Origin of the sequence: Tropicimonas sp. IMCC34043, assembly GCF_003390845.1 — a bacterium.
Taxonomy (GTDB): Bacteria; Pseudomonadota; Alphaproteobacteria; order Rhodobacterales; family Rhodobacteraceae; genus Tropicimonas.
Window position 1 is genome coordinate 103,363 of the sequence record NZ_QMEK01000003.1, and the last position, 21,563, is coordinate 124,925.

Annotated in this window: 16 protein-coding genes and 1 tRNA gene; 16 read left to right on the plus strand and 1 reads right to left on the minus strand. The window is 57.2% G+C overall.

Annotation, left to right across the window (positions count from 1 at the left end):
* Window position 1: 1 nt before the first annotated feature.
* From DQG17_RS12995 to DQG17_RS13075, 16 genes are all read left to right on the plus strand, one after another.
* The gene (locus DQG17_RS12995; RefSeq protein ID WP_116133282.1) at window positions 2-1,324 is read left to right on the plus strand and encodes an AAA family ATPase; all 1,323 of its coding nucleotides are present in this window, start codon (window positions 2-4) and stop codon (window positions 1,322-1,324) included.
* Window positions 1,325-1,338: 14 nt separating this feature from the next.
* Window positions 1,339-1,737, plus strand: coding sequence for a hypothetical protein (locus DQG17_RS13000; protein ID WP_116133283.1), 399 nt, complete (start codon window positions 1,339-1,341; stop codon window positions 1,735-1,737).
* Window positions 1,738-1,762: 25 nt separating this feature from the next.
* Window positions 1,763-2,173 (plus strand): hypothetical protein, encoded by a 411-nt coding sequence (locus DQG17_RS13005; protein WP_116133284.1) that lies wholly within the window; start codon window positions 1,763-1,765, stop codon window positions 2,171-2,173.
* 1,160 nt (window positions 2,174-3,333) lie between these two features.
* The gene (locus DQG17_RS22155; RefSeq protein WP_369908042.1) at window positions 3,334-3,768 is read left to right on the plus strand and encodes a hypothetical protein; all 435 of its coding nucleotides are present in this window, start codon (window positions 3,334-3,336) and stop codon (window positions 3,766-3,768) included.
* Window positions 3,758-4,882, plus strand: a complete 1,125-nt coding sequence (locus tag DQG17_RS13020; protein WP_116133287.1) for a hypothetical protein — start codon at window positions 3,758-3,760, stop codon at window positions 4,880-4,882. Before DQG17_RS22155 ends, DQG17_RS13020 begins: the two co-directional genes overlap by 11 nt.
* 65 nt (window positions 4,883-4,947) lie before the next feature.
* Entirely contained in the window at window positions 4,948-5,910 is a 963-nt protein-coding gene (locus DQG17_RS13025) for a hypothetical protein (protein ID WP_198666115.1), read from the plus strand.
* Window positions 5,911-6,072: 162 nt separating this feature from the next.
* Entirely contained in the window at window positions 6,073-7,791 is a 1,719-nt protein-coding gene (locus DQG17_RS13030) for an ATP-binding protein (protein WP_116133289.1), read from the plus strand.
* On the plus strand, window positions 7,781-9,205 hold the full coding sequence (locus DQG17_RS13035; protein ID WP_116133290.1) for a UvrD-helicase domain-containing protein: 1,425 nt from the start codon (window positions 7,781-7,783) through the stop codon (window positions 9,203-9,205). The genes DQG17_RS13030 and DQG17_RS13035 overlap by 11 nt, the downstream gene beginning before the upstream one ends.
* A gap of 412 nt (window positions 9,206-9,617) precedes the next feature.
* Window positions 9,618-10,361, plus strand: coding sequence for a hypothetical protein (locus DQG17_RS13040; RefSeq protein ID WP_116133291.1), 744 nt, complete (start codon window positions 9,618-9,620; stop codon window positions 10,359-10,361).
* Complete coding sequence (locus tag DQG17_RS13045; protein ID WP_116133292.1) at window positions 10,358-12,301, plus strand: hypothetical protein; 1,944 nt, start codon at window positions 10,358-10,360, stop codon at window positions 12,299-12,301. Before DQG17_RS13040 ends, DQG17_RS13045 begins: the two co-directional genes overlap by 4 nt.
* A 208-nt stretch (window positions 12,302-12,509) precedes the next feature.
* Window positions 12,510-15,182 (plus strand): DNA methyltransferase, encoded by a 2,673-nt coding sequence (locus DQG17_RS13050; RefSeq protein ID WP_157973608.1) that lies wholly within the window; start codon window positions 12,510-12,512, stop codon window positions 15,180-15,182.
* Window positions 15,179-15,958 (plus strand): hypothetical protein, encoded by a 780-nt coding sequence (locus DQG17_RS13055; RefSeq protein ID WP_116133294.1) that lies wholly within the window; start codon window positions 15,179-15,181, stop codon window positions 15,956-15,958. The genes DQG17_RS13050 and DQG17_RS13055 overlap by 4 nt, the downstream gene beginning before the upstream one ends.
* Window positions 15,955-16,782 (plus strand): Abi family protein, encoded by an 828-nt coding sequence (locus DQG17_RS13060; RefSeq protein ID WP_116133295.1) that lies wholly within the window; start codon window positions 15,955-15,957, stop codon window positions 16,780-16,782. The genes DQG17_RS13055 and DQG17_RS13060 overlap by 4 nt, the downstream gene beginning before the upstream one ends.
* Before the next feature lie 10 nt (window positions 16,783-16,792).
* Entirely contained in the window at window positions 16,793-18,859 is a 2,067-nt protein-coding gene (locus DQG17_RS13065) for a DEAD/DEAH box helicase (protein ID WP_232829438.1), read from the plus strand.
* The gene (locus DQG17_RS13070) at window positions 18,859-20,085 is read left to right on the plus strand and encodes a GIY-YIG nuclease family protein (RefSeq protein ID WP_116133297.1); all 1,227 of its coding nucleotides are present in this window, start codon (window positions 18,859-18,861) and stop codon (window positions 20,083-20,085) included. Before DQG17_RS13065 ends, DQG17_RS13070 begins: the two co-directional genes overlap by 1 nt.
* A 309-nt stretch (window positions 20,086-20,394) precedes the next feature.
* Window positions 20,395-20,919, plus strand: a complete 525-nt coding sequence (locus DQG17_RS13075; protein ID WP_116133298.1) for a hypothetical protein — start codon at window positions 20,395-20,397, stop codon at window positions 20,917-20,919.
* 240 nt (window positions 20,920-21,159) lie between these two features.
* Here the strand turns inward: DQG17_RS13075 and DQG17_RS13080 are convergent.
* Window positions 21,160-21,249: transfer RNA gene (locus tag DQG17_RS13080), tRNA-Ser, on the minus strand.
* Window positions 21,250-21,563: the final 314 nt, after the last annotated feature.

Here is a 21,563-nt window from a genome sequence, read left to right on the forward strand (position 1 = left end):
CATGTCCAAGCAATGTCCGATCTCGCCTTTCTGGCGGCATGTCCGGGTTGTCGCCCTCGCTCTCTATCGGGCGCGGCACGCCATTCCAGACGACGAGCTCAAAGACATCGTCCCGTCGCGCACCAAGACCCGCGAAGAGCAGGTCCGGGAAAAGTACCAGTTGTGGCAGTCGCCTCGGCTGTCGCGCGCCGTCGCGGCAGAACTCCGGGATACAGAAAATCGCGCGTTTCTCAATGTGGTCGACAGCTGGGCGTGGCTGCACAGCAAGCTCCCGAACGGTGGCCGCAGCTTGTATAAATTCGTGAAGCTCCGGGAATGGGCGTTTAAGCAGTCTCTTGACTGGATCGTCGGCGACCTTCGGGATCGACGACTTGATGCGTTTGCGGAACAGCAGCACCGCGAAATCGACGGAGGGGCGCTGGACTGGCTTGGCAATCCGGATCTCAATCCGGTCAAAGCGCTGGATCCTGATAAAATCACGATCTACACCGCCCCGTCCAGCAACTCTGTCCAGGACAAAGATGAGCGCGGTCGCAGCGAAATCCGGAAGCGTTTGTCGAGCAAGTATTTAATCAAAGGCTGGAAAGACAGGCACGAGATCGATGAGGTTTTCGCCGATCTCTACGCCGCCGCGCCCTGGCTTGCAGAGCATATCCAGTGGCTGCGGGAGTATCAACTACTAAATATTGACGATGAGCGGAGGCGAGTCGGCTTCCCGCCGCTTTTGCTGGTGGGCCCGCCGGGCTGCGGAAAGACGCACATCGCACGGATGCTCGGCGATATTGTTGGGCTTAAAACCGCAAGGATCGACATGTCTGCCCGGAGTTCCGCGTTCGATATCAGTGGTACTGAGTTCGTTTGGCGATCCTCGGCTCCGGGAATCCCTGTCCGGACTCTCGGTACCAGCGATCACGCTAATCCGTTGATCGTGCTAGATGAAATCGACAAAGCCGGGGCGACGAGCGGCGGCGACCCCGTGGAAGCGCTACTCCCGCTCCTGCAACGCGATATGGCGCGGGATTTCGTGTGCCCCTTCCTCCAGGGAAGCATCGATCTCTCATGGATTTCTTGGATCGGGACGGCCAATGACCTTGGTCGGGTCCCGGATCCCATTCGTGACAGAATGAAGATCTTCCGGCTTGAGGCCCCGCGCGGCCAGGGGCTCAGGCAAGTCGTGACCGCTCAGCTCGGCCCCGTCGGCGCCGATGCTCAGGCCATCGAGGAAGTGTGTCTCCGTATTGAGTCCGGGAAAATGAGCTTGAGGGCGCTCGGTCGACTGAAAGACGAATTCGAGGCGATCTCGCGCCGCCCCGTACTGCACTAGCGAAAGGCAAAGACATGAATTTTCTTATTAAAATCGCATACATCGCAGTCGGCTGGGCCGGACTTTTCTGCGCGATCGGGGCGTATACTACCTGGTCTGTAATGCATAGCGGACCGATCGGCCATTCCGGGTGGGCGATCCTGATGCTGCTCGCATGCATCACGAGCGTTGCCATGCTCTACCGCTTTCATTGCATTGCTGACAGCATCGCATTGATTCCGGGTATCTTCCCGCTCGCATGTCTGATCGGAGGCGTCGGCGTATACTTCGTGCCCGTACTCATCATGTTCGCTCTCGGCACGATGGTCGGCGGCGCAACGCTTGAGATGCTGAGCTTCGAGTTGTTCTGCGGCCCGCTCGCCATCCTCGTTCTGCTCGCGGGATGGACGGGCGGATTCGGGCTCTTCGAATGACGCCGTGGACAGAGAGGACAGCACCATGACCTACATCTTTATGCTCGCGCATGTCGGACTCATCTTGATGTCCGGAGTCGGCATCATCTCGTCTGTCACCGACTGGGGCGACTTCCTGCACACCGGGCTGGGCCCTGTTGCCTGGGGTCTGATCGCCTTGATGTCGGCCGTTCTGGCAACCGCCGCGCACGCCTTCACGCATGCTTCGACGACCGATCGGACTTGGGGCATTACCGAGGTTCTTATCGGCGTGAGCTTCCTGCTCCACATGTCAGCGGCGATTTACGCTATCCCGGTGGCGATCATGGCCGTGCTCTACATGCTCGCCGGAGGCTTCTCCGTCGAGGCGGCACTCTCGATCATCACGGCGGCGATCTTGAGCATCTTCATGACGCCGTTTGGCGAAGTGATTTTCGAAATCGCGAGCGACGGATGATGCACACAGCTTACATTATCCCGGATAATGTGTGCTCTGTGAGACAAAGGGCCCCTCAAGCGATGGGCCTTTTCATTCCTGAACGATGGTCGAGGCATCGCGACACATTTACCATCCAGAAATCACCTCTCCCGGATTACGGGCGGGACCCCGGAATGTGGCCCTGTTGCGCAAATCAGCTCACGGCGAGAGTTGCCCCTTACCGGATAAAGTTATCCAGGCCACGGTCGTCGGGATTGCTGCACGATGCGGCCAGCGTACGAAATGGCGCATCGCAAATTCCAGTTTCGAGCGCAACATCAAGCTCCCAACAGGCAATTCCAATGCCACGCCGACCAGCACCACAACAGCTCGAGTTGTTCACTCGCCCCAGCGACGCCGATCTGGTCCCGGCGCCGCACTGACAGACGTTGCCTGAGGAAGCGCGGGAAACGCTGACCGAACCGATGCCCGGCTTGATCCTCGACCACGCCGCCGACATAGCCGGGGCAGTGAGGAAGGCACCGGTGACCGAGCCGGACGTCGGGAAGCGTCCGGAGATGGTGAGGCTCACCCCCGCATCCGGAATGTCGACGGTAGTCACGTCGTTGATCGGCAGAGCGAAGACGGGGGGATTGGGTAGTGCATGACGAAAACCGACCGATCGGCGGGGAGGTTTCCGCCGAACCCGGATCGACGTCGTGCAACTAACAATTCTTGCTCGTGGGATCGATGTTGTGCCGTCCATGATCCTGGAGCAGGTCGCGGATGCGACGGAGCCAGATCATCGGATCTGACTTCATCTTACCAAAAACATCCTCCGCTGGAGCGCCGTCAGGCGCGGGCGGCGGCGGCGGACCTCCTGCAAAAGAACAAAAAGTGAATATATTCATGCTATTCGTTGAAAATTGAGCTGAATACTGCTGTATATGGTGACCTAAGAGGCTCGAATCTCAAGATGAGCCAAATCCGAAAGGCGCGTCTTGTCCGAGCACGAATACTCAGTCGTTGGTCACAGCCGATCCAAGATCGGTATGTACATAGCCTTCTTCGCGGGAACGATTGCCGGTGCCATAGCTGTTGGCGCGGGCCTTCTCATGACCGTAGCGCGTGATGCCGGATACCTGAGTTTGCCAGAGATCATCTTCTGGCCGGTGACAGGGGCCGCAGTCTTCGGAATGATGTTCTTCGTATTCGACAGGTTTGGATGGCGCTGGAGGGGAGTTCGCTCCGCTGTTGGTATCCCGGATGTTTCCGGAACGTGGTCGCTTGATGGCGTTTCCTACGACCAAGACCATCAGCCGAAATGGCAATGGTCCGGTCAGGTCGAGATTACCCAGAAATATGAGAAGATTTTCGTGTGCCTCCGTACGGCACAGAGCGGATCGCACAGTATCTCGGCGGCTCTGGTCCCGGAAGGTCGCCGGTACAGGCTCATCTACAGTTACAGAAACCAGCCGAAACCGGGAGAGCCGGAGCTTCAGGCCCATATAGGCCACTGCGAACTCCTATTCGAACCTGACCTTCAGACAGCGGAGGGCTGTTATTTCAACGGTGGCGGCCGCTTCACGCATGGAACCATGACTTTAAAGAGGAGCGTGCCCGATGCCGCGTAATTTTGATGAACGACTGGCGCGTATGCGTTCGCGACGGATGGACGATCAGAACATCGTTCTTAACTCCCAAGGTTTTGGCGAGGCTTACGAGAAACGCGCGACAAGCAAGGCGACGAAATATGCCCTCGGTGCGATGCAGGAGGTTGACCCGCGATCTACCCAGATTTCGCACGAAGAAGCGGAGAAGGTTGAGCGGAACATGAAAGACGGCCTTTCCTCAGAAGGGCTGTATCCCGCCTTTCGGCTTCAGGGTTCGGTCCCCCTGAATGTCCATATCCGTGGGGTCAGTGATGTGGACCTGCTCGTCATCGAAGGTGTCTGCCTTCGTCGGCAATACTGTGAAGGCAGCTTAAAGTCTTATCTCCCGTATTCGGGCGTCGGTTCGGTGGCTGAGGACGTCCTGCTTCTCAGAGCAAAATCAGAAGAAGTCTTGGAGCGCCGCTTCTGGGGAGCGACTGTCGACAAGACGCCAGCAAAATCCATTCAGCTTTCGGATGGTGCCTTTCGGCGAAAAGTCGATGTGGTTCCAGCGAACTGGTGGGACACGGAACACTATCAGCGGACGCTCGAAGAAGCACAGCGCGGCATCGAGATCGTGAACAAGTACACGCGCGAGCACATCACCAACTATCCGTTCATCTATATTGCCGAGATCACCGCGAAAGCCAGCCGAACCAATGAGGGGGGCCGTATGGGTATCCGTTTGGCCAAAAACGTTAAGAACGATGCAGAGGCCGAAATTGCACTCAGCAGCTACGACATCGGCAGCCTGATCTACCATTGCCCCGACCACTACATCACGCATTTGGTCGCAAGAGACCTGATGATCCTGTCAGGCGTCGAGCGTTGGCTTGATGAGTTGTCTCGTGATTATGTTCGGGCGACGTCACTCATGACGCCGGATGGAACGCGGCGAATTTTGGATGACGCAGGGAAATGGGAGGGTCTTGTGAAGCTGTCCGGTGAATTGACCAGTCTGGCTCAGGCTGTCGAAAGGGAGCTTGCAAGCCCCTATGACTTTACGCTTCCAGATCGTGATACGCTCCGTAAGCGATTGAACGATAACTCAATCCCCTTGGCACCGGAGTTTGTCGGCGGTGGTATTCGGTTCTGAAAACACCATTAAAGGCGTACCCAATATTCAAGAATCTTCAACGGGAGCTCGAAAGGCTTGGGCGGATGAAGGAAATATCCGTCCCGATCGAGGCCGATTCCGAAGGGTATCTCGACAAGGAATGTCCATCTGAACCGTGCCTTTTCCTCTTCAAGGTCCACGGTGACGACTGGTCGAACATGGTTCGAGATGAGGAGGTATTTTGTCCATCCTGCGGGCATGTCGCCCCTGCAAAGTCGTGGCACCCCAGAGCCCAGCTCGAGGCCGCGCGAGACTACGCCCTCGGCACCATCGCCAATTCCATGAACACGGCTATGAGAGCGGATGCTGCGGCGTCTAAGCGTCGCCAAAACCGCCATTCCTTCCTGAGTATTACCCTTGACGTGAAGGGCGGCAGGGACACTGTGCTTGTGCCAGTAGCGGCAGCGGAGCCCATGCGGCTACGTACCTCCTGCGAGAGCTGTGGTTGCCGCTACTCCTACGTTGGCGCTGCGTACTTCTGTCCGAGCTGTGGGGAGAACTCTGCAAGCCATACCTTTACGCAAACCCTGAACACGATCCGCACCGCTGCGGGACTTGGCGAAACCCTACGGAACACGCTCGGCCCAGATGAGGCCGAGGTGATGATCCGCACGCTTCTGGAAAAGGCGATCCAGGACACGGTAATGTCGTTCCAGAGGCTGAACGAGCAGCTGTATGAACGTCAGAGCGGCAAGACGGCCCGCCGCAATGCCTTCCAGAAGCTCGATGCGGGTTCAGACTTGTGGAAGGCGGAGATCGGACATGCCTATGTCGATTTGATCGACCAGGCCAAACTTGACCAACTCAAGATTTACTTCCAGCAGCGCCATCTTCTCGCGCATCAGCAGGGAATCGTAGATCAGGACTACATTGATCGAAGCGGCGACAAGACCTACGCCGTAGGGCAACGCCTAATTGTTCGAGAGCGATCGGCGCAAAAATTTGCAGACTTGGTCGAGGAATTAGGTGACGAGCTGAGGCAGCGGATAGAATCAAAAAGCGGATGACTTCGATAGATTTCGAAACGGAAATCCGGCAAGCCTAAAAAAGTGTCGGCGCGCTCGCCGCTATTAAGAGATGGATGCAATAGCATCAATGCAGTTTAAAGAGCATAGCGCTTTCCGTTATCCGGAGGGCAAAAAAATGATGACATAACTTGCGCGGATAGCATGGCCCAAATTCGAAAACTCGATATCCTCAATTTCAGGAGTATCAGATCCCTTTCCTGGCTTCCTACTGCCGGGATCAACTGTTTGGTGGGCCCCGGCGACAGCGGCAAGTCGACCATCCTCGACGCCATTGATCTCTGCATGGGGGCGAGGCGCACGATCCAGTTCACCGACGCGGACTTCACCGATCTCGCCGTCGATGCTCCGATCGAGATAACCATTACGCTTGGCGCATTGTCCGACCAGTTGAAGGCGCTCGATACCTACGGCCTCTTTCTACGCGGCTTCGACGACGCAAGCGGAGAAGTAGAGGACGAGCCGCAGGCAGGTCTCGAAACGGTTTTGTGCCTCAGGTTGACGGTGGACGCGGATCTTGAGCCGGTCTGGACACTGGTTTCCGAGCGAGCGGCAGTACTCGGGAGCGAGCGTTACCTCGCTTGGTCCGATCGGCAGGACATCGCCCCGACACGGATTGGCTCGTATTCGGACGTGAACCTTTCATGGCGGCGTGGGTCCGTCTTGAACAAGCTATCCCGTGAGAAAGCCGACGCATCTGCAGTCCTTCTCGCAGCGGCGCGGGACGCCCGGGCACAATTCGGTGACACTGCGGACGAGCAGCTGTTGGAAGGGCTGGCAAAGGTCAAGAAAGTCGCTGACGGGTTGGGGATTGGAGACGGGAACGACCTCCATGCTGAACTGGACGCGCATTCGGTATCCGTGTCGGCCGGAACGATCTCTCTACACAATGCGGACGGCATCCCCTTGAAGGGAATGGGTATCGGATCGACTCGCCTCCTGATAGCCGGTTTGCAGAAGGAGGCCGCTGCGGGATCGGCGATCGTGTTGGTCGATGAGGTAGAACACGGGCTCGAGCCACACCGGATCATCCAGTTTCTGAATGCGCTCGGCGCGAAGGACCCCGAGCCTTCCCTCCAGGTATTTATGACCAGTCATTCGCCGGTGGTTGTTCGGGAACTCGGCCTGATACCTCTGACAATCGCGCGGCAGGGCAATCATGGCCCAGAACTGAAAAGAGCTAGGGATCATCTTGAGCTGCAGGGAACGGCACGCCTCTTCCCAGAGGCATTTCTCGCCAAATCTATCTTGGTCTGCGAAGGTGCTACAGAGGTCGGGTTTGTTCGTGGGATCGACCAGTGGTGCGATGACCAAGGAAAGCCCACGCTGCACTCGGCTGGGGCATGCCTTGTCGATGGGGGAGGCGGTGGCGATCAGATGCTCAGCCGAGCGCAGGCCTTCTGCACCCTCGGCTACCGATCCGCTCTTTTCCGGGACGATGACAAGCGCCCATCTGAAGTGAAGGAGTGCGACTTCCAACTGGACGGCGGGTGCGTCATTACTTGGCGGGATGGCAAGAAGATTGAGGTGGAAATTTTCGACTCCATTCCACCAGACGCCGTGAGCCCGCTCTTGGACATCGCATTGGAAGAGCGAGGGGAACAGTCGATCAACGATCAGCTCAAGACCGTCTCCGGAAACAAGGTTACCTTGGCCACCGTCCGGGCCGAAGTTAAAGCAAACGAACTCAGTCATGCTTCTCGTCACGCGCTCGGGGAAGCCTCTGGTAAGGGTTGGTTTAAGAACATCTCGACCATGGAGCGCGTCGCCCGAGATGTCATCGCTCCGAGGGCCGCGAACTTGGACCCGGAGTTTCGAAAGTCGATCAACTCCATTCGAAGATGGTGCTTGAATGCCAGATGACTTCGACCTTCTTCAGGTCGCTAAGGGTGCGGTAGAGGCACCGGCAGGTTGCGGAAAGACCGAGCTGATCGTCTCGGCCCTGCGCCGACATTCCGAAAAAAAACCCGTACTTGTCCTAACACACACGAACGCGGGGGTCGCTGCGCTCCGGCATCGGTTGTCGAGACATCGGGTGCAGCAAGATCGATACCGGCTGTCGACGATCGATGGCTGGGCCCTTCGCATTCTGAAGACCTTTCCTGCGCGATCCGGGATCGCTCCCGCTCACCTCGACCTCGAGGATGCCAGACGAGATTACCCGGCGATTAAGACGGCAATCGCGCATTTTCTCTCCGGTCGGCATATCGACGAAGTGCTTTCCGCAAGCTACAGCCGGGTCATCGTCGACGAGTATCAGGACTGTGACCCCGATCAGCATTCCGTGGTCTGTCATCTCGCAACCATTCTGCCTACCGTCATCCTCGGCGATCCGATGCAGGAAATTTTCAACTGGCGGGGCCACCACCCAAATTGGGAAGCCGACGTTCTCGGCACTTTTCCATTGGTCGCGGAACTGACGCGGCCATGGCGATGGGAAAATGCCGGCGCACATGAGCTCGGGACCTGGCTGCTCGAGGCGCGTCGCACGTTGAAGGCTGGTGATCGGATCGACCTGCTAACTGCGCCCGACGATGTCGACTGGGTCCATCTGGACGGTACGAACGATCAAGAAAAGCAACGCCTTGCCTGCCTCACTCGGTCTCCGCAAGCCGGAGGGGAGGTCTTAATTATGACGGGAGGAACACAAAAAGGTCTGCAGCGGAGGCTAGCAAAGCAAACACCTGGCGCTGTAACCGTCGAGGCTGTTGATCTCGCAGACGTTACGGACTTCGCGAGCGAGATGGATCTCGTCGCCCCAGGGAACCTCGAAGCCGCACTCGACTTCGCTTTCGCGGTCATGACGGGGATCGACCGGCAGAGCATTGCTCTCCGAGCCACAACGATTGCCGCTGATCGAAACCGGACGCCACCCGAGGCGCACGAACTTGCGGCCATCAAATACCGGGAAGTTGGGGATGCAGAATCCCTTATCGCCCTATTCGATGCACTAGAGGCCACGCAGGGTACTCGAACTTTCCGGCCGGAGATCCTGCGCACTTGCATCAAGGCTCTCCGATCGTCCGGTCCCAATGTGGGCTTTCTGGACGCCGCCAAGCGCATCCGTGAACAGCAACGCATCCTCGGGCGGCTCCTCCCGAAGAAAGCAGTGGGCAGTCCGCTCCTGCTCAAGGGGCTCGAGGGCGATGTAGCGGTCATCTTGGATGCCAGCGACTTCGACCGCAATGCCCTGAAAAACAGGAAGAACCTCTACGTCGCGATGACTCGAGGCTCCAGGAAACTTGTTGTTTGCTCGTCGACGCACCTCCTGGGGTAATATGGTCAGGCAGAATTCCACCTGACGGGCCTTGACCTTGCCGACAAGATAGTTGTGATCCACTAGGCCAGGTAGTGAGACCTCCGAGCACAAGTGCCACCTTATTATTGGAGTCAGGCGAATCCTGTTTCGGCTCCTACATCTCTGAGCGCAGACCACGGCCACAGCAAATCTGAGAAATAATATTTCCTAGAATGAGTTATAGGCAATATCGCATTCCGGAAAGCTTATGCATGCCTACCTTTAACAGCTGCGTCAGGGCCTCTGGCGCCGCATGCCGAAAATCCCATTCTATAATTCAAAAGTCGATGTAAATATAAGAGGTTATCCACATTTCCGACAGTTCGGCCAGTTGTCTGCCTGGGGTCGGGCCGCAAAAATAGCTCGAGACATTCAGAAACGGAGGAATGGCATGAGCTTGCGGTTTACGCGCATCACTTCTCATAAGCCGACTATCCTGAGCAAGCAATATGAGCTCAAGAACGGGAAGCTGGCGAAAAGCGTCAGCGCACACATGGTACGGGGCTTCGCGGTGGTTCGTGAAATCACCACGTTCTATGATTTCATCGGTGAGCTGACTCAGTTGCGGGAAAGTGATGCCTTGGCATATGGTCTGCCCAAAGGGACGACATCGGCTGCCGTCGTGACAAAAGACGCATTCGACAAACTCTCTCAGGATGCCAAGGCGGAAACGCTGACGCGTACCAATGAGCACTTCCATTGGTCCGATGGCCCTTCAATTCTGATGATCGACATCGATCCGCCTTCGGAGGCGGAAAGTGTTAGCCAGCGACAGGCGCTAGATGTGCTTATTGCCGCCTGTCCGAAGCTGCGGGAGATCCCGAAGATTTGGATGCCATCGTCGTCCAGCTACATCTATACTACAGATGGCAAAAATCTCACGGGCTTGCGCGGGCAACGCATTTACATGCCCGTCGACCGCGGGTCGGACATCCCCGACATTTCGGAAGCAATCTGGCAGCGCCTTTGGGCTTCAGGGCATGGTTTTGTGAAGGTCTCGAAGTCAGGGGCTCTCCTGAAAAATTCTCTAATCGACAATGCGGTCTACCAGCCGTCTCGGCTGGACTTCGCCGCCGGCGCCGTCACGGGCCCGGGGCTCGAGCAGCGTCGTGGATCGCCGGAGTATTTGCAATGACGCGGATCGAAAGTTTCATCACAGCCGATCTGATCGCGACTGACGAGCAGATTTTGCAGCGCGCTGGCGAGGCAATGAACCGTGCCCTGCAGGATAAAAAGCGTGAAGCTGCCGCCGTTCGCGAGGGGTGGATGCAGATGCGCCAGCAGTCAATGCAGTCGCGTACCTCCGCAGCGCCCACGGCGCTCCGCGAGACACTTGATCGCGCCGCTCGAAAGCTGGAACTCGCGGGTGACTTCGAAATTCAGGTCATCGAGAAAGGGAAAAAAGAAACATCGGTTTTTACGGTTCGTCACATTCTTGATGATCGCGAGAAATTTAATGGCTGCCAGACACTGGATCCGCTTGAGCCTGACTATAACAGCTCAAGTGTGGTGGGTAAGCTGTTTTTGAAGAGCGCGACGCCCACGCTCCATTCGCTGGCACATGGCGGAATGACTTACAGACTTTTCTCAAGCGCGGACGAGCCGAATGTATGTCGGAAAAGGCTCATTTGGAATGAGCGCAACCCTTCAGAGATTGTTTTGCGCTGTATCAACCAGATGAAAGCCACAGAGCGTTTCTTTTGCATGGGTGAGGCCGCAGCCTTGCTGAGAAATAATCGCGTAAGCATTCTGACTGAGCCTCTTCTGGACTTCGAGATATCGCGACACGTTGACCTCATGACTCAAAATGCAGAGGGAGAATACAAGGCTAAACAGATGCCGATCCGGCAGATTAAACAGATTCTTGACCTGGTGCCGAGTGAGCTGAAGCCGCTGGAATCAATCATCGATTATCCGCTGCCTGATGAGGACGGCATTTTGCCCGAAATGCCCGGCTACATTGACAAGGCTGGGTTGTTTCTGACGAAGGATCCGGCGTTGTTTGATGTTCCTAAGGTGCCTTCCGAAGAGGACCTGCGAAAGGCCGTTGAAACATGCTTTTTGCCATTCACTCACTTTCAGTTCGAAAACCACACCCAGGGGCGCAGTGCAGTTCTTGCAGCTGTCATGACATCAGTTTTGCGACCCGCCGTCCCTGTTGCGCCAGTCATCGCAATCACCTCTCCCAGTCTGGGAGCGGGAAAATCGTACCTGGCGACTGCACTCGGAGCGATCGCGACAGGAGAAGTCCCTGATTGTCAGTCGCTTCCTGAAACGTCTGTCGAGCTTGAAAAGGTGTTGTTTTCACATCTGATGCAGGGGAGCCGTTTCGTTCACTTCGACAACGCCGATCAGAATGTTCAAAGTTCGGTGCTTTCTAGCTATGCCACGGCTGCACGCATCTCCGGGCGAATTCTTGGCGTGAGCAAAATCAACAAGCACCTGCCTAACCGGGCGCTCCTGGTGATCAATGGCCGCAATCTCAGTTTCGGAAATGGTATGGCCAGACGGCATATTCCAATCCGGTTGAAGCCAAGCTCTACGGCGGATCTGACCAAAGCCTACGACTTCATTCCGCAAGACCTGGCGTTGAAACGGCGGCACGACATCATCACAGCTGTTCTGACACTCACCAGAGCCGCAAAGGCCGTATGCGTGTCACGACGGAATTTCGCAAGTTATGAGCAGTGGTCTCGTCTTGTTCGCGACCCTCTTGCTGCGATTGCAGAACTGATGCCGGATTTGGATCTTGTCGATCCGCTAGCCTTCCTTCAATCTGGCATGGCTGCCGATACACATGTGGAGCATACGGGCGAACTCCTGAGTTTTCTACAGGCACATTTCCAGGGGGAAGAATTTACATCTGCAGATGTACGTGAGCGCTGTTTGGGAGACCGAGCGTGGGACGATCTGGTTCGTACCGTTTTCCCATCTGGTAGTGGTAGGACAGCCCAAGGCATTGGCATTGTTCTCAGCCGGCTGCTTGATCAGCCTGCCCAGGATCGAGTTCTGCGGCGCCGAATGCGCGATGGCAAAAACATGTGGTTGATCGAGATGCTCAAGCCGAGCGATTAGCGGCATCTCCGCGTCATCTTTTATTTTGCAGAAATACGAGCTTGAAATGAGTTCTGGCAGGGCTCGATAATATGAATGCGCCCACCACGCATCATATTATCGGGCCTTGTAGTAACTTCAGGTTCGGCCTGGAGGCGGCGAGCACCAAACGCTCTGGCCCGCTCGGGCGATTTACCCTACCAATAGGGCAACGACGCCGAGGCCCTTGATGAACCCTACCGAAATTTATGACGCATTGGCGGAAATTGTCGCCGAACCGTTTGACGCCACCGAATTCCCCTTCGCCTTTGCTGCCGCCACTGATGGCGCCAAGGCGGCGATCTCCAAGCTGCGGAGCGGGTCGACCAACAAGTCCGACCTTCCCGGCGGTGTGCTGTTCGGCAAGAAGTTCCACTTTGCTCCCGCGTTGGTGGGCATGACTGATGTCACGCTGGACCAACTGCGCAGCTCGAAGAAGACCAAGACCTCGAAGCCCGCGATCCTGATCGCCACCGATGGCGAGATGATCTCGGCAGAGCATCCGGCCTCGGGCGATACGCTCCATTGCCGCTTCGCCGAGCTTGGCGATAATTTCGGCTTCTTCCTGCCCGCAGCTGGCAAGGAACGTTACCGTGCGGTTGAAGAAAACCCCGTCGACGTTAAGGCCACCGGCAAGCTGGCCCGCCTCTATGACGCGCTGACCAGGGCAAACCCTGATTGGGGCAGCGATGAGCGTCGGCATGAGATGAACCAGCTGATGATGCGGCTGATCTTCTGCATGTTCGCCGAGGATGTCGGCATCTTCCCGGACAACCAGTTCTCCCGCCTGCTGTTCACCCATGCCGGCGACAAGGGCGAGGAAGCACGCGAAACCATCATCGCGGCCTTCCAGGCAATGAACCTGCCCAAGGACAAGCGCGAAGGGCTGCCCGCCTGGACGGGCGAGCTGGAATACGTCAATGGCGGGCTCTTCGCGGGCACCATCGACGCGCCGCGCTTTGATGCCGTGGCCTTCCGTTATCTGCGCGAGGCCTGCGATCTGAACTGGCGGGAGATCAACCCCGACATCTTCGGCTCGATGATCCAGTCGGTCGCGGACCCAAAGCAGCGCTCGGAACTGGGGATGCACTACACCTCGGTGCCGAACATCATGAAGGTGATCGGGCCGCTGTTCCTCGATGACCTCGATGCCGAGATCCACAAGGCATGGGACCGTGGCCGCGGGCTGCAACAGGTGCTGGACCGGATGTCGCGCATACGGGTGTTCGACCCAGCCTGCGGATCGGGCAACTTCCTTGTCGTGTCCTACCGTGAGCTGAGGGCGCGCGAGACGCGCATCCTGCGGCGGTTGGAAGAGCTGAACGGCCCCGGATCGCTGGCCATGTTCTCGGCCATCCCGATCAGCCATTTCTACGGGATCGAGATCGCGGATTTCGCCGCCGAGACCGCCAAGCTGGCGCTGTTCATCGCCGAGTATCAAGCGAATGCCAGCTTTGCCGAGGTCTTTGGGCGGCGTCCCGCCGCGCTACCGCTGAAGGACGCGGCGCATATCCGCACCGGGAACTCGCTGCGCATCGACTGGGAGGGGGTCTGTCCGCCCCCAAATGAGGGCGACGAGGTATTCATCGTCGGCAACCCGCCCTACCTTGGCGCGAAGAAGAGAGAGCGTTGGCATACCGAGGATATGGTCTTGAATGGGCTGGGAGACCTTCTCCTTCTGGACTATGTCACCGCGTGGTTCTTCAAGGCGGTGCAATACGCAAATGGATGCAGCGAATTCGCCTTCGTGACGACCAGTTCTATTTGCCAAGGAGAACAGGTCGCACCGATGTGGGATGCTCTGTTCGAATACTCGCACCGCATAAAGTTCGCCTACCGTCCCTTTACTTGGAAAAACTCAGCAGCTGATATTGCTGGCGTTTGGGTGACCATCATAGGAATGGCATCCAAGGGGATTAATGAAAGACGCCTTTTCGATGGCGAGATCGTAACTGCCGCAATTGAGATTAGCCCGTACCTCATACCATTCCGATACGTGCCTGTCCTTTCCACTTCCGATCAAGTATTTCAGCTGCCAGAAATGGTGATGGGTAGCAATCCCGTGGACGGGAAAAATCTGTCAGTCACAGTTGCTCAGCGAGAGGCAATGCTTCTCGAAGACAGAAGAAGCGAAGATTTCCTCCTGCCCTACGTCGGAGGAAACGAACTGATTGAGGGCGAAGAACGTTACTGCATTTGGGTACCGGACGATAGGCTACCCGACGCCCTCGAAATATCTCCAATCAAAGCGAGAATAGACGCTTGTCAAAAATACAGAGCCGGAGCAGGACGAGATGCGAAAAAAGTAGCCAACGTCCCCCACAGGTTCTGTTACTCCACATTTCAGGACAAGCCATGCATAGCTGTACCAAACTCTCAATCATCCGATCGCGAGTATGTTCCCGCAACAATGCTGCCATCCGGCCACGTACTGAGCAAAGAAGCCTTCGCGATTTATGAACGAGAGGAATATCTCTTGGCCATTATCGGATCGAGACTTCACCGGCTTTGGCTTGCGACAGTTGGAGGCAGAATAGGAAACGGCTTTAGATATTCTGTAAAAATTGTGTACAATACATTCCCGGTGCCGAAGTTCACTGAGGACCAGCGGGAAGCGCTCTCGGCCTCGGCACGCAAGATCCTGCGCTCCCGTTACTCTCATTACCCCGCCACACTTGCCGAGCTTTATGACGCGGACAAGATGCCCGACGACCTGCGTGCCGTGCATCGGGAAAACGACGACCTGCTTGAAACCATGTATATCGGCCGTCCCTTCCGCAATGACACCGAGCGGCTGGAGAAGCTCTTCAAGCTCTATGCCGCCAAGGTGAAGTCGCAGGACAAGAAGAGGGCGCGGGCATGACGGGGAACTATGTGCTGTTTCAGATGTGGGGACCGTTTCGCCAGTCGTTGATCGACGGGCACATTTTCTACGTCGAACAAGCGCGGAAGCGGCTGCTCACGCAGTTTGAGAACATAGAAGCCGAGGCCGACAAGGCCTCGGAAGACTGGCTCGAGAACAACAGCCATCGTTTCGATCCTGACCGAGACGATCCGGGGAGCTTCTATGAGGCGGCAGGAGAGGCTGGCATCGAATTCTACCGCCTGCTCTCCGATATGCGTGACCAGACCCAGCTGAGTGTGGTCGCGGGTATGTTCCATGAATGGGACAAGCAGCTTCGCGATTGGCTGGTTGCCGAGGTCAGGCACTGGCACCGAGGGGACCTAACCGCCGAAAAGATCTGGAAGACGAACTTTTCAGATCTCGCTGACCTGCTCGAAGGCCTCGGGTGGAAGATCCGTAACACGGGATATTTTAAGCTGCTGGATGCCTGCCGTCTGGTCGTGAATGTCTACAAGCATGGCAAAGGGACGTCGCTGGACGATCTGAAGCAAAGTTTCCCCGAATATCTCCCTGACCCGAATGCAGGGACGCGCCTTGCATGGTCTTCGATCGACTTTCTTGATCATACATATCTGAAAGTCAGCGATGTCCAATTTCAGGCGTTCTCTGATGCCATCGTGTCTTTTTGGAAGGACGTGCCCGAGAACATTTCTGAGTCTGATGTTACCAGCGTGCCAGCTTGGTTCGAGAAGGCGATACTGAAAGATCGTGCTGAAAAGGCAGGTGCGAAATGACCGATCAGAGTGGGTCGCAAAAAAGAAGCGAGGCGGCGCCCGAAGGCCCGCCTCATGATCTTGTCCGCAGGAGGGGCCAGAAGCCTGCCGAAGCACCTAAAGGCAACCTCACCACGTCTCACACCTCATCAGATAGCGATAAGGGCCATATCAATCAAGTGCCGAGTCTCACAGATCTTACCATTCAGAAGTTGCTAACCGAGTCCCTGAGCGAGCGGAGGCTCCAGCGGTATGCGCCGGCGGCAGGCGACGCAGGTGTGGCACGCGAGGACATCTACCTGTGGAACTGCGACCTGGCGGATGCATTTCAGTTCGCTCTCCACATGGCTGAAATCACTTGCCGCAACAGCATTCACTCCGCCTTGCTCTACAAGGGCAATAGGTGGTTTGAGGACAGCACGTTTAGGAAGCTCCTGGACGGCCCACGATTGAACGATCTCGATATGGCTCTGGCAGACGAGCGTGCTCAGCATGCCGAAAGCGTTGACACGCATCACCTTGTTTCCGCACTGTCTTTTGGCTTCTGGGAGCATCTGACGACCAAGCGTTTTAAACGATACCTGTTTCCAAAGGGCTTTCAGAAAAACTTCAAGCACGCCCCTTGGAAAGCCGAGCTAGACGAGTTGCATGATCTGATCGAGAGCGTTCGTCGCTGGCGCAACCGTATCGCTCACCACAACGCGGTCTTCGACAAGGGGCCGTCAGCAAAATACCAAGACGCTCTCACCTTGATCTCTTGGTCTTCGCCCGCATTGGAGACTTGGGTCGCTGGCCGCTGCAGGGTCAGCCAAATCATCAACGCACGACCAAGAGGTAAAGAGTAAGATGGTTCAGATGGTCAATGTTACCTATGGCACCTCCAAGGCGACCACGAACGCCCTTGGTCAGCGCCCTATGCAAGCCCGCACCTATGCCGCCCGCGCCGCGCAGTTCCTGCTTTTGAAGGCGCCGCCCGCGGCGGGCAAGAGCCGCGCACTGATGTTCGTGGCGCTCGACAAGCTGCGCCATCAGGGGCTGGAAAAGGTGATCGTCTGCGTGCCCGAAACCTCGATCGGTGGCTCGTTCCGCTCGACCGATCTGACCAGCTATGGGTTCGAAGCCGACTGGGAGGTCGAAGACCGCTGGAACCTCTGCCTGACCGGCGAGGATGCCGACAGGCAGAAGGTGCGCGCCTTCCAGACCTTCATGGACAGCGACGCCAAGGTGCTGGTCTGCACCCATGCCACCTTCCGCTTCGGCTTTGACGAGGTGATCAAGACCAAGGGGATTGAGGCCTTTGACAGTTGCTTCATCGCCATCGATGAGTTCCACCATGTGTCCGCCTCGGACAACAATCGGCTGGGGGTGATCCTGCGCAGCCTGATCAATCGCGCTGAGTGTCATGTCATGGCGATGACCGGCAGCTATTTCCGAGGCGACGCCGATCCGGTGCTGCGCCCCGAGGACGAAGACCGCTTCACCAAGATCACCTACAGCTATTACGAGCAGCTGGAGGGCTATGCCTGGCTCAAGGCGCTCGGAATCAACTACGAATTCTACAAGGGCAATTACGTCAACGGGCTGCCCGGCGTGCTGAACCCTGATCAGAAGACGATCATCCATATCCCGCATCGTGGGTCGTCCGAGGCGTTCGATGACAAGTTCAACGAGGTGGGCAAGATCCTCGACCTGCTGGGCACGCATGAAGGGCGCGATCCCGAGACGGGGTTCGATCTGGTGCGCAAACCCGATGGCGGGCTCCTGAAGGTCGCCGACCTGGTCGATGACGGGCCGGGGCGCGATATAGTCAAGGCTGCGCTGTCGCGCGAGATCAAGGGGCCAGATGGCAAGCGCGATGATCTGGCGGATCGGGCCAAGGTCGACATCATCATCGCCCTTGGGATGGCCAAGGAAGGGTTTGATTGGGTCTGGTGTGAACATGCGCTGACCATCGGCTATCGGTCGTCCCTGACCGAGATCGTGCAGATCATCGGGCGCGCGACCCGCGATGCACCCGGCAAGCCCCGCGCGCTGTTTACGAACCTTGTTGCCGAACCCGGCGTGGAAACCGGCGTCGTGGCTGATGCCGTGAACGACATGCTCAAGGCGATCTCGGGCTCCCTGCTGATGGAGCAGGTGCTGGCCCCGAACTTCAAGTTCTACCGCCGCGAGGATGGCGATGTGCGCGCGCCGATGGGCACCGATGACGAGGGCAATATCACCATTGGCATCAAGGGGCTGGTCGAGCCGCCCACGGACCGCTCGCGCGAGATCTGCGAGAAGGATATGAACGATCTGATGGCGACAGCCTATCAGGAGATGGACCGGCGCGTGCTGTCGCCAGACACGGCCCCCGAGGTCGCCACGCAGATGGTGCTGACCGACATTATCGAGAAGCGGTATGAGACGCTGGACGCCGAGGAAGCGGAATCGGTCCGTCAGCATCTTGCGGCGCATATGAACGTCCTGACGCTGGCGCGGAAGGAGGCCGAACGTGGTTTCGCCGAGGGGCAGTCCCCCCTGAGCGGCACGCCTCCGAAGCCGAGCGGCGAAGACGATGACGGCGAACCCGCCAGCGCCCCGAATACCCTGCTGGAGATGGTTCGGAAATTCATCAACGTCCGGGACATCGACATCGAGCTGATCGATAGTGTGAACACTTTCCAGGAGCGCTTCGAGGTTGCATCGAAATCGCTGAACTCCGAGCTGCTGTCGCATGTGCAGTCGGCGATGGTTGCCCTGCGCGTGAACATGACCGGCGACGAAGCCAGAACGCTGTGGCCGCGCATCAAGGCCTTCCGCGCCACCGAAGGGCGTGAGCCGAATGTCCATTCCGCCAATCCGCTTGAAAAGCGCATGGCAGAGGCACTTGCCTGGCTGAAGGCCGAAAAGGCCAAGCGCCTGCGTGAGGGGGCTCTGTGATGTCGCGCCCCAGCTTGGAAGACATTTTCGCGGAAGACGACGAATTCGGCTTGTTAGATGTCAAACCTCGCGCAGGACGCGGTAGTCCGTCGCAGGATCGTGGCGTCGCCGCTTTGCTCGAAGTCACGGCGTTCCATGAGCGTCATTCGCGCCTCCCTGATCCAGACGCGATGGATCACGACGAGATGCGCCTTGGCGCGATCTGGGATACGGTGAAGCGGGCTCCGAACGATCAAATGCGGGCCGTCGATCAGTTGGGGCTGCTGAGCGATGACGCCGCGCCCACGCCGCGCTCATGGCAAGATGACCCCGTCGATGCGGATATTCCCGATAGCTTGGATGACATCTTCGCAGATGACGATCTTGATCTTGATGCCTCACTGGTCAGCCTGAAGCACACCACGCCCTCCGCAGACAGGCATGTGCCGGATCATCGCGCTGACTTTGTACCTTGTCAGGATTTCGAGAAGTTCCGGGAGCGTTTTGAGGCCGTCCAGCGCGGCTTGGAGGCCGGTGAACGCAAAGCAAGCCCAGTACGGAAATGGTCGGTAATCGAGCCGATCGAAGGGGACTTCTTCATCAGAAACGGCTTGCTGGCCATGATCGCCGAGAAGTCGGAAATGACGGCCCGTGGCGGCGCGCGCGACCATCGGCTCCGCGTCATCTTTTCTAACGGCACAGAGAGCGACCCGCTCATGTCGTCATTCCGCAAATCCCTGAATGACGACAAGACAGCTCGCATGGTCCAGAAGGTTGGCCTCGGGCCGCTTGATCCTGAATGGGAGAGTGATCAGCTCGAACCCTCGGGAACGATCTATGTTGCCCGTTCTCGATCCGAAAACCCCGAGATCAAGGGGCAACGCATGATCTTGCACAAAATCGGTGTAACTAGTCAGGACGTTGCCCGCCGCGTTGCGGACGCCAAAAACGATCCAACGTTTCTTCTAGCTCCGGTGGAGATTGTGGCGACCTACAGTCTGCAAAACCTATCACGCAGCAAGGTGGAAAGCCTACTGCATCGCTTCTTCGCAGCGGCCCGTCCGGGCGAGCTCTTCGTCACAGATCGCTTTGGGAAAAAGGTGTTTCCGAAGGAATGGTTCTATGTCCTGCCCGAACATGTCGGCCAGGCGGCCAAGCTGATCGAGGACGGCACCTTGCATTTGTACCGATACAACCCATCAGTCCAAAAGATCGTATATCGCTCAGAAGAGTTTCCGACAACGTAGGTCCTGCCGTTTTGAGGCCGGTGCACTGTTTTCCAACCAGAACCATCATAGAAAGTGGACTAAGTGAGCTTAGTTCTCTCATTTTCATAAGGATAGGATGAATGTAAATACGGTTTCCGAATGTTGAAAAACAGTTCACTTGTCACTTCCCGTGACTTTACGTCTGCCTGAGGCTCCTCCGCAAAAGCTTGTGCTGTTGTGTTGGCTAAGGGCGTAGTGTCGACATCTCGCGTCATCGTCTGTTGGAAGCTCGCTGACGCTCTCCGGCCCGGCTGGCGGGAGAGCCTTCCAACGGAGAGAAAGCACAACATGCTCGAACTAAACCGCATTAATGCCCGAGACCGACGCGGCGCAGCAATCCACGAAGCGGCACATATCGTCATCTCAGAACACTTCGGTATCGATGTCGTCCGTGCTGCGATTTGGCCGACTCCGCGCCAGGACGCACTTCTAGAGAAAACGTGGGGCGGGCAGATCCAGGTCATCGCAGGGTCTGAGTGTCGCCCGGAAGTCTGGAGAGCGATTGGCATCGCCGGAGTCGTCGGAGAAGACCTTTGGTTCGAGCGCGAAGAAGATGCCGTTAAGGGATATTACTGGGATTTTCGCTTTGATACCGCCGACGCGATGTCAGAGAGCGATTGGTATCTGTGCAGAGCAAAGCCCGAAATTGACGCCGATGAACTCTGCGAGGCCGCCACGAAAGTCGCCGAGCTCCTGCGCGGCGCCCTATGGGGAAAGCTGATCAAAACAGCCCGAAAGCTGATCGTCGAAGCCCGAATCGCGACGAGCCCGACAACTGAAGTACCGAAGATCGCAGGATGTACATTGACATGAAGCAGCCTCGGTAGATCGATCCGAGACTTAATGAGCCCAGGAGGCATCCCTGCTCTTCATCTGTGAGCTGAATGTGAGCACTCATCCCGAGAGCCACGTTGGGTGCGTAGGAAAGTGGCTAGCAGCGTCGAAGTGCCTACTATCTCAGTTAAGAATTACCAAATGGCAACGGCGCCGCTCCCTAGACGAACACCATCTCAGGTGAACCATCTTGGGAAACACCTATTTTTCAAGGGCTTATGGCGGAGACGAAGGGATTCGAACCCTCGAGACCCTTCCGGGCCTACTCCCTTAGCAGGGGAGCGCCTTCGACCACTCGGCCACATCTCCGCCGACGGGTATAGCCGCCCAAGCCAAGGATATACAAGGCGAAATTGCCATTCTGATGATGAGTCGCCAGTGGGGGTTCAAACCCTTGAAATGGCACCGAAAGGCACTGGTTGCGGGCAGGATCCGGGCAACGCAATTTGACCGACTGGTCAGGAATGTCGACCGCCCGCGAGTGATCCGACCCCCAAGTCCAGCGCAATACGTCGCACCGACGCGGGCGATTCCCGGCTCGCCGAACCCCACGTCCCACCGCGAAAAAGACCGCATTCTGTCTCTCGGCCACGCCCGCATTTCCGTCGGCACTCGGACGAACC

Bases quoted from the DNA above. Each gene is read 5' to 3' on its own strand.
- DQG17_RS13050 (WP_157973608.1), top strand. From the start codon at position 12,510: ATGAACCCTACCGAAATTTATGACGCATTGGCGGAAATTGTCGCCGAA.
- DQG17_RS22155 (WP_369908042.1), top strand. From the start codon at position 3,334: ATGTTCTTCGTATTCGACAGGTTTGGATGGCGCTGGAGGGGAGTTCGC.
- DQG17_RS13020 (WP_116133287.1), top strand. From the start codon at position 3,758: ATGCCGCGTAATTTTGATGAACGACTGGCGCGTATGCGTTCGCGACGG.
- DQG17_RS13070 (WP_116133297.1), top strand. From the start codon at position 18,859: ATGTCGCGCCCCAGCTTGGAAGACATTTTCGCGGAAGACGACGAATTC.
- DQG17_RS12995 (WP_116133282.1), top strand. From the start codon at position 2: ATGTCCAAGCAATGTCCGATCTCGCCTTTCTGGCGGCATGTCCGGGTT.
- DQG17_RS13005 (WP_116133284.1), top strand. From the start codon at position 1,763: ATGACCTACATCTTTATGCTCGCGCATGTCGGACTCATCTTGATGTCC.
- DQG17_RS13060 (WP_116133295.1), top strand. From the start codon at position 15,955: ATGACCGATCAGAGTGGGTCGCAAAAAAGAAGCGAGGCGGCGCCCGAA.
- DQG17_RS13000 (WP_116133283.1), top strand. From the start codon at position 1,339: ATGAATTTTCTTATTAAAATCGCATACATCGCAGTCGGCTGGGCCGGA.
- DQG17_RS13055 (WP_116133294.1), top strand. From the start codon at position 15,179: ATGACGGGGAACTATGTGCTGTTTCAGATGTGGGGACCGTTTCGCCAG.
- DQG17_RS13025 (WP_198666115.1), top strand. From the start codon at position 4,948: ATGAAGGAAATATCCGTCCCGATCGAGGCCGATTCCGAAGGGTATCTC.
- DQG17_RS13075 (WP_116133298.1), top strand. From the start codon at position 20,395: ATGCTCGAACTAAACCGCATTAATGCCCGAGACCGACGCGGCGCAGCA.
- DQG17_RS13040 (WP_116133291.1), top strand. From the start codon at position 9,618: ATGAGCTTGCGGTTTACGCGCATCACTTCTCATAAGCCGACTATCCTG.
- DQG17_RS13030 (WP_116133289.1), top strand. From the start codon at position 6,073: ATGGCCCAAATTCGAAAACTCGATATCCTCAATTTCAGGAGTATCAGA.
- DQG17_RS13035 (WP_116133290.1), top strand. From the start codon at position 7,781: ATGCCAGATGACTTCGACCTTCTTCAGGTCGCTAAGGGTGCGGTAGAG.
- DQG17_RS13065 (WP_232829438.1), top strand. From the start codon at position 16,793: ATGGTCAATGTTACCTATGGCACCTCCAAGGCGACCACGAACGCCCTT.
- DQG17_RS13045 (WP_116133292.1), top strand. From the start codon at position 10,358: ATGACGCGGATCGAAAGTTTCATCACAGCCGATCTGATCGCGACTGAC.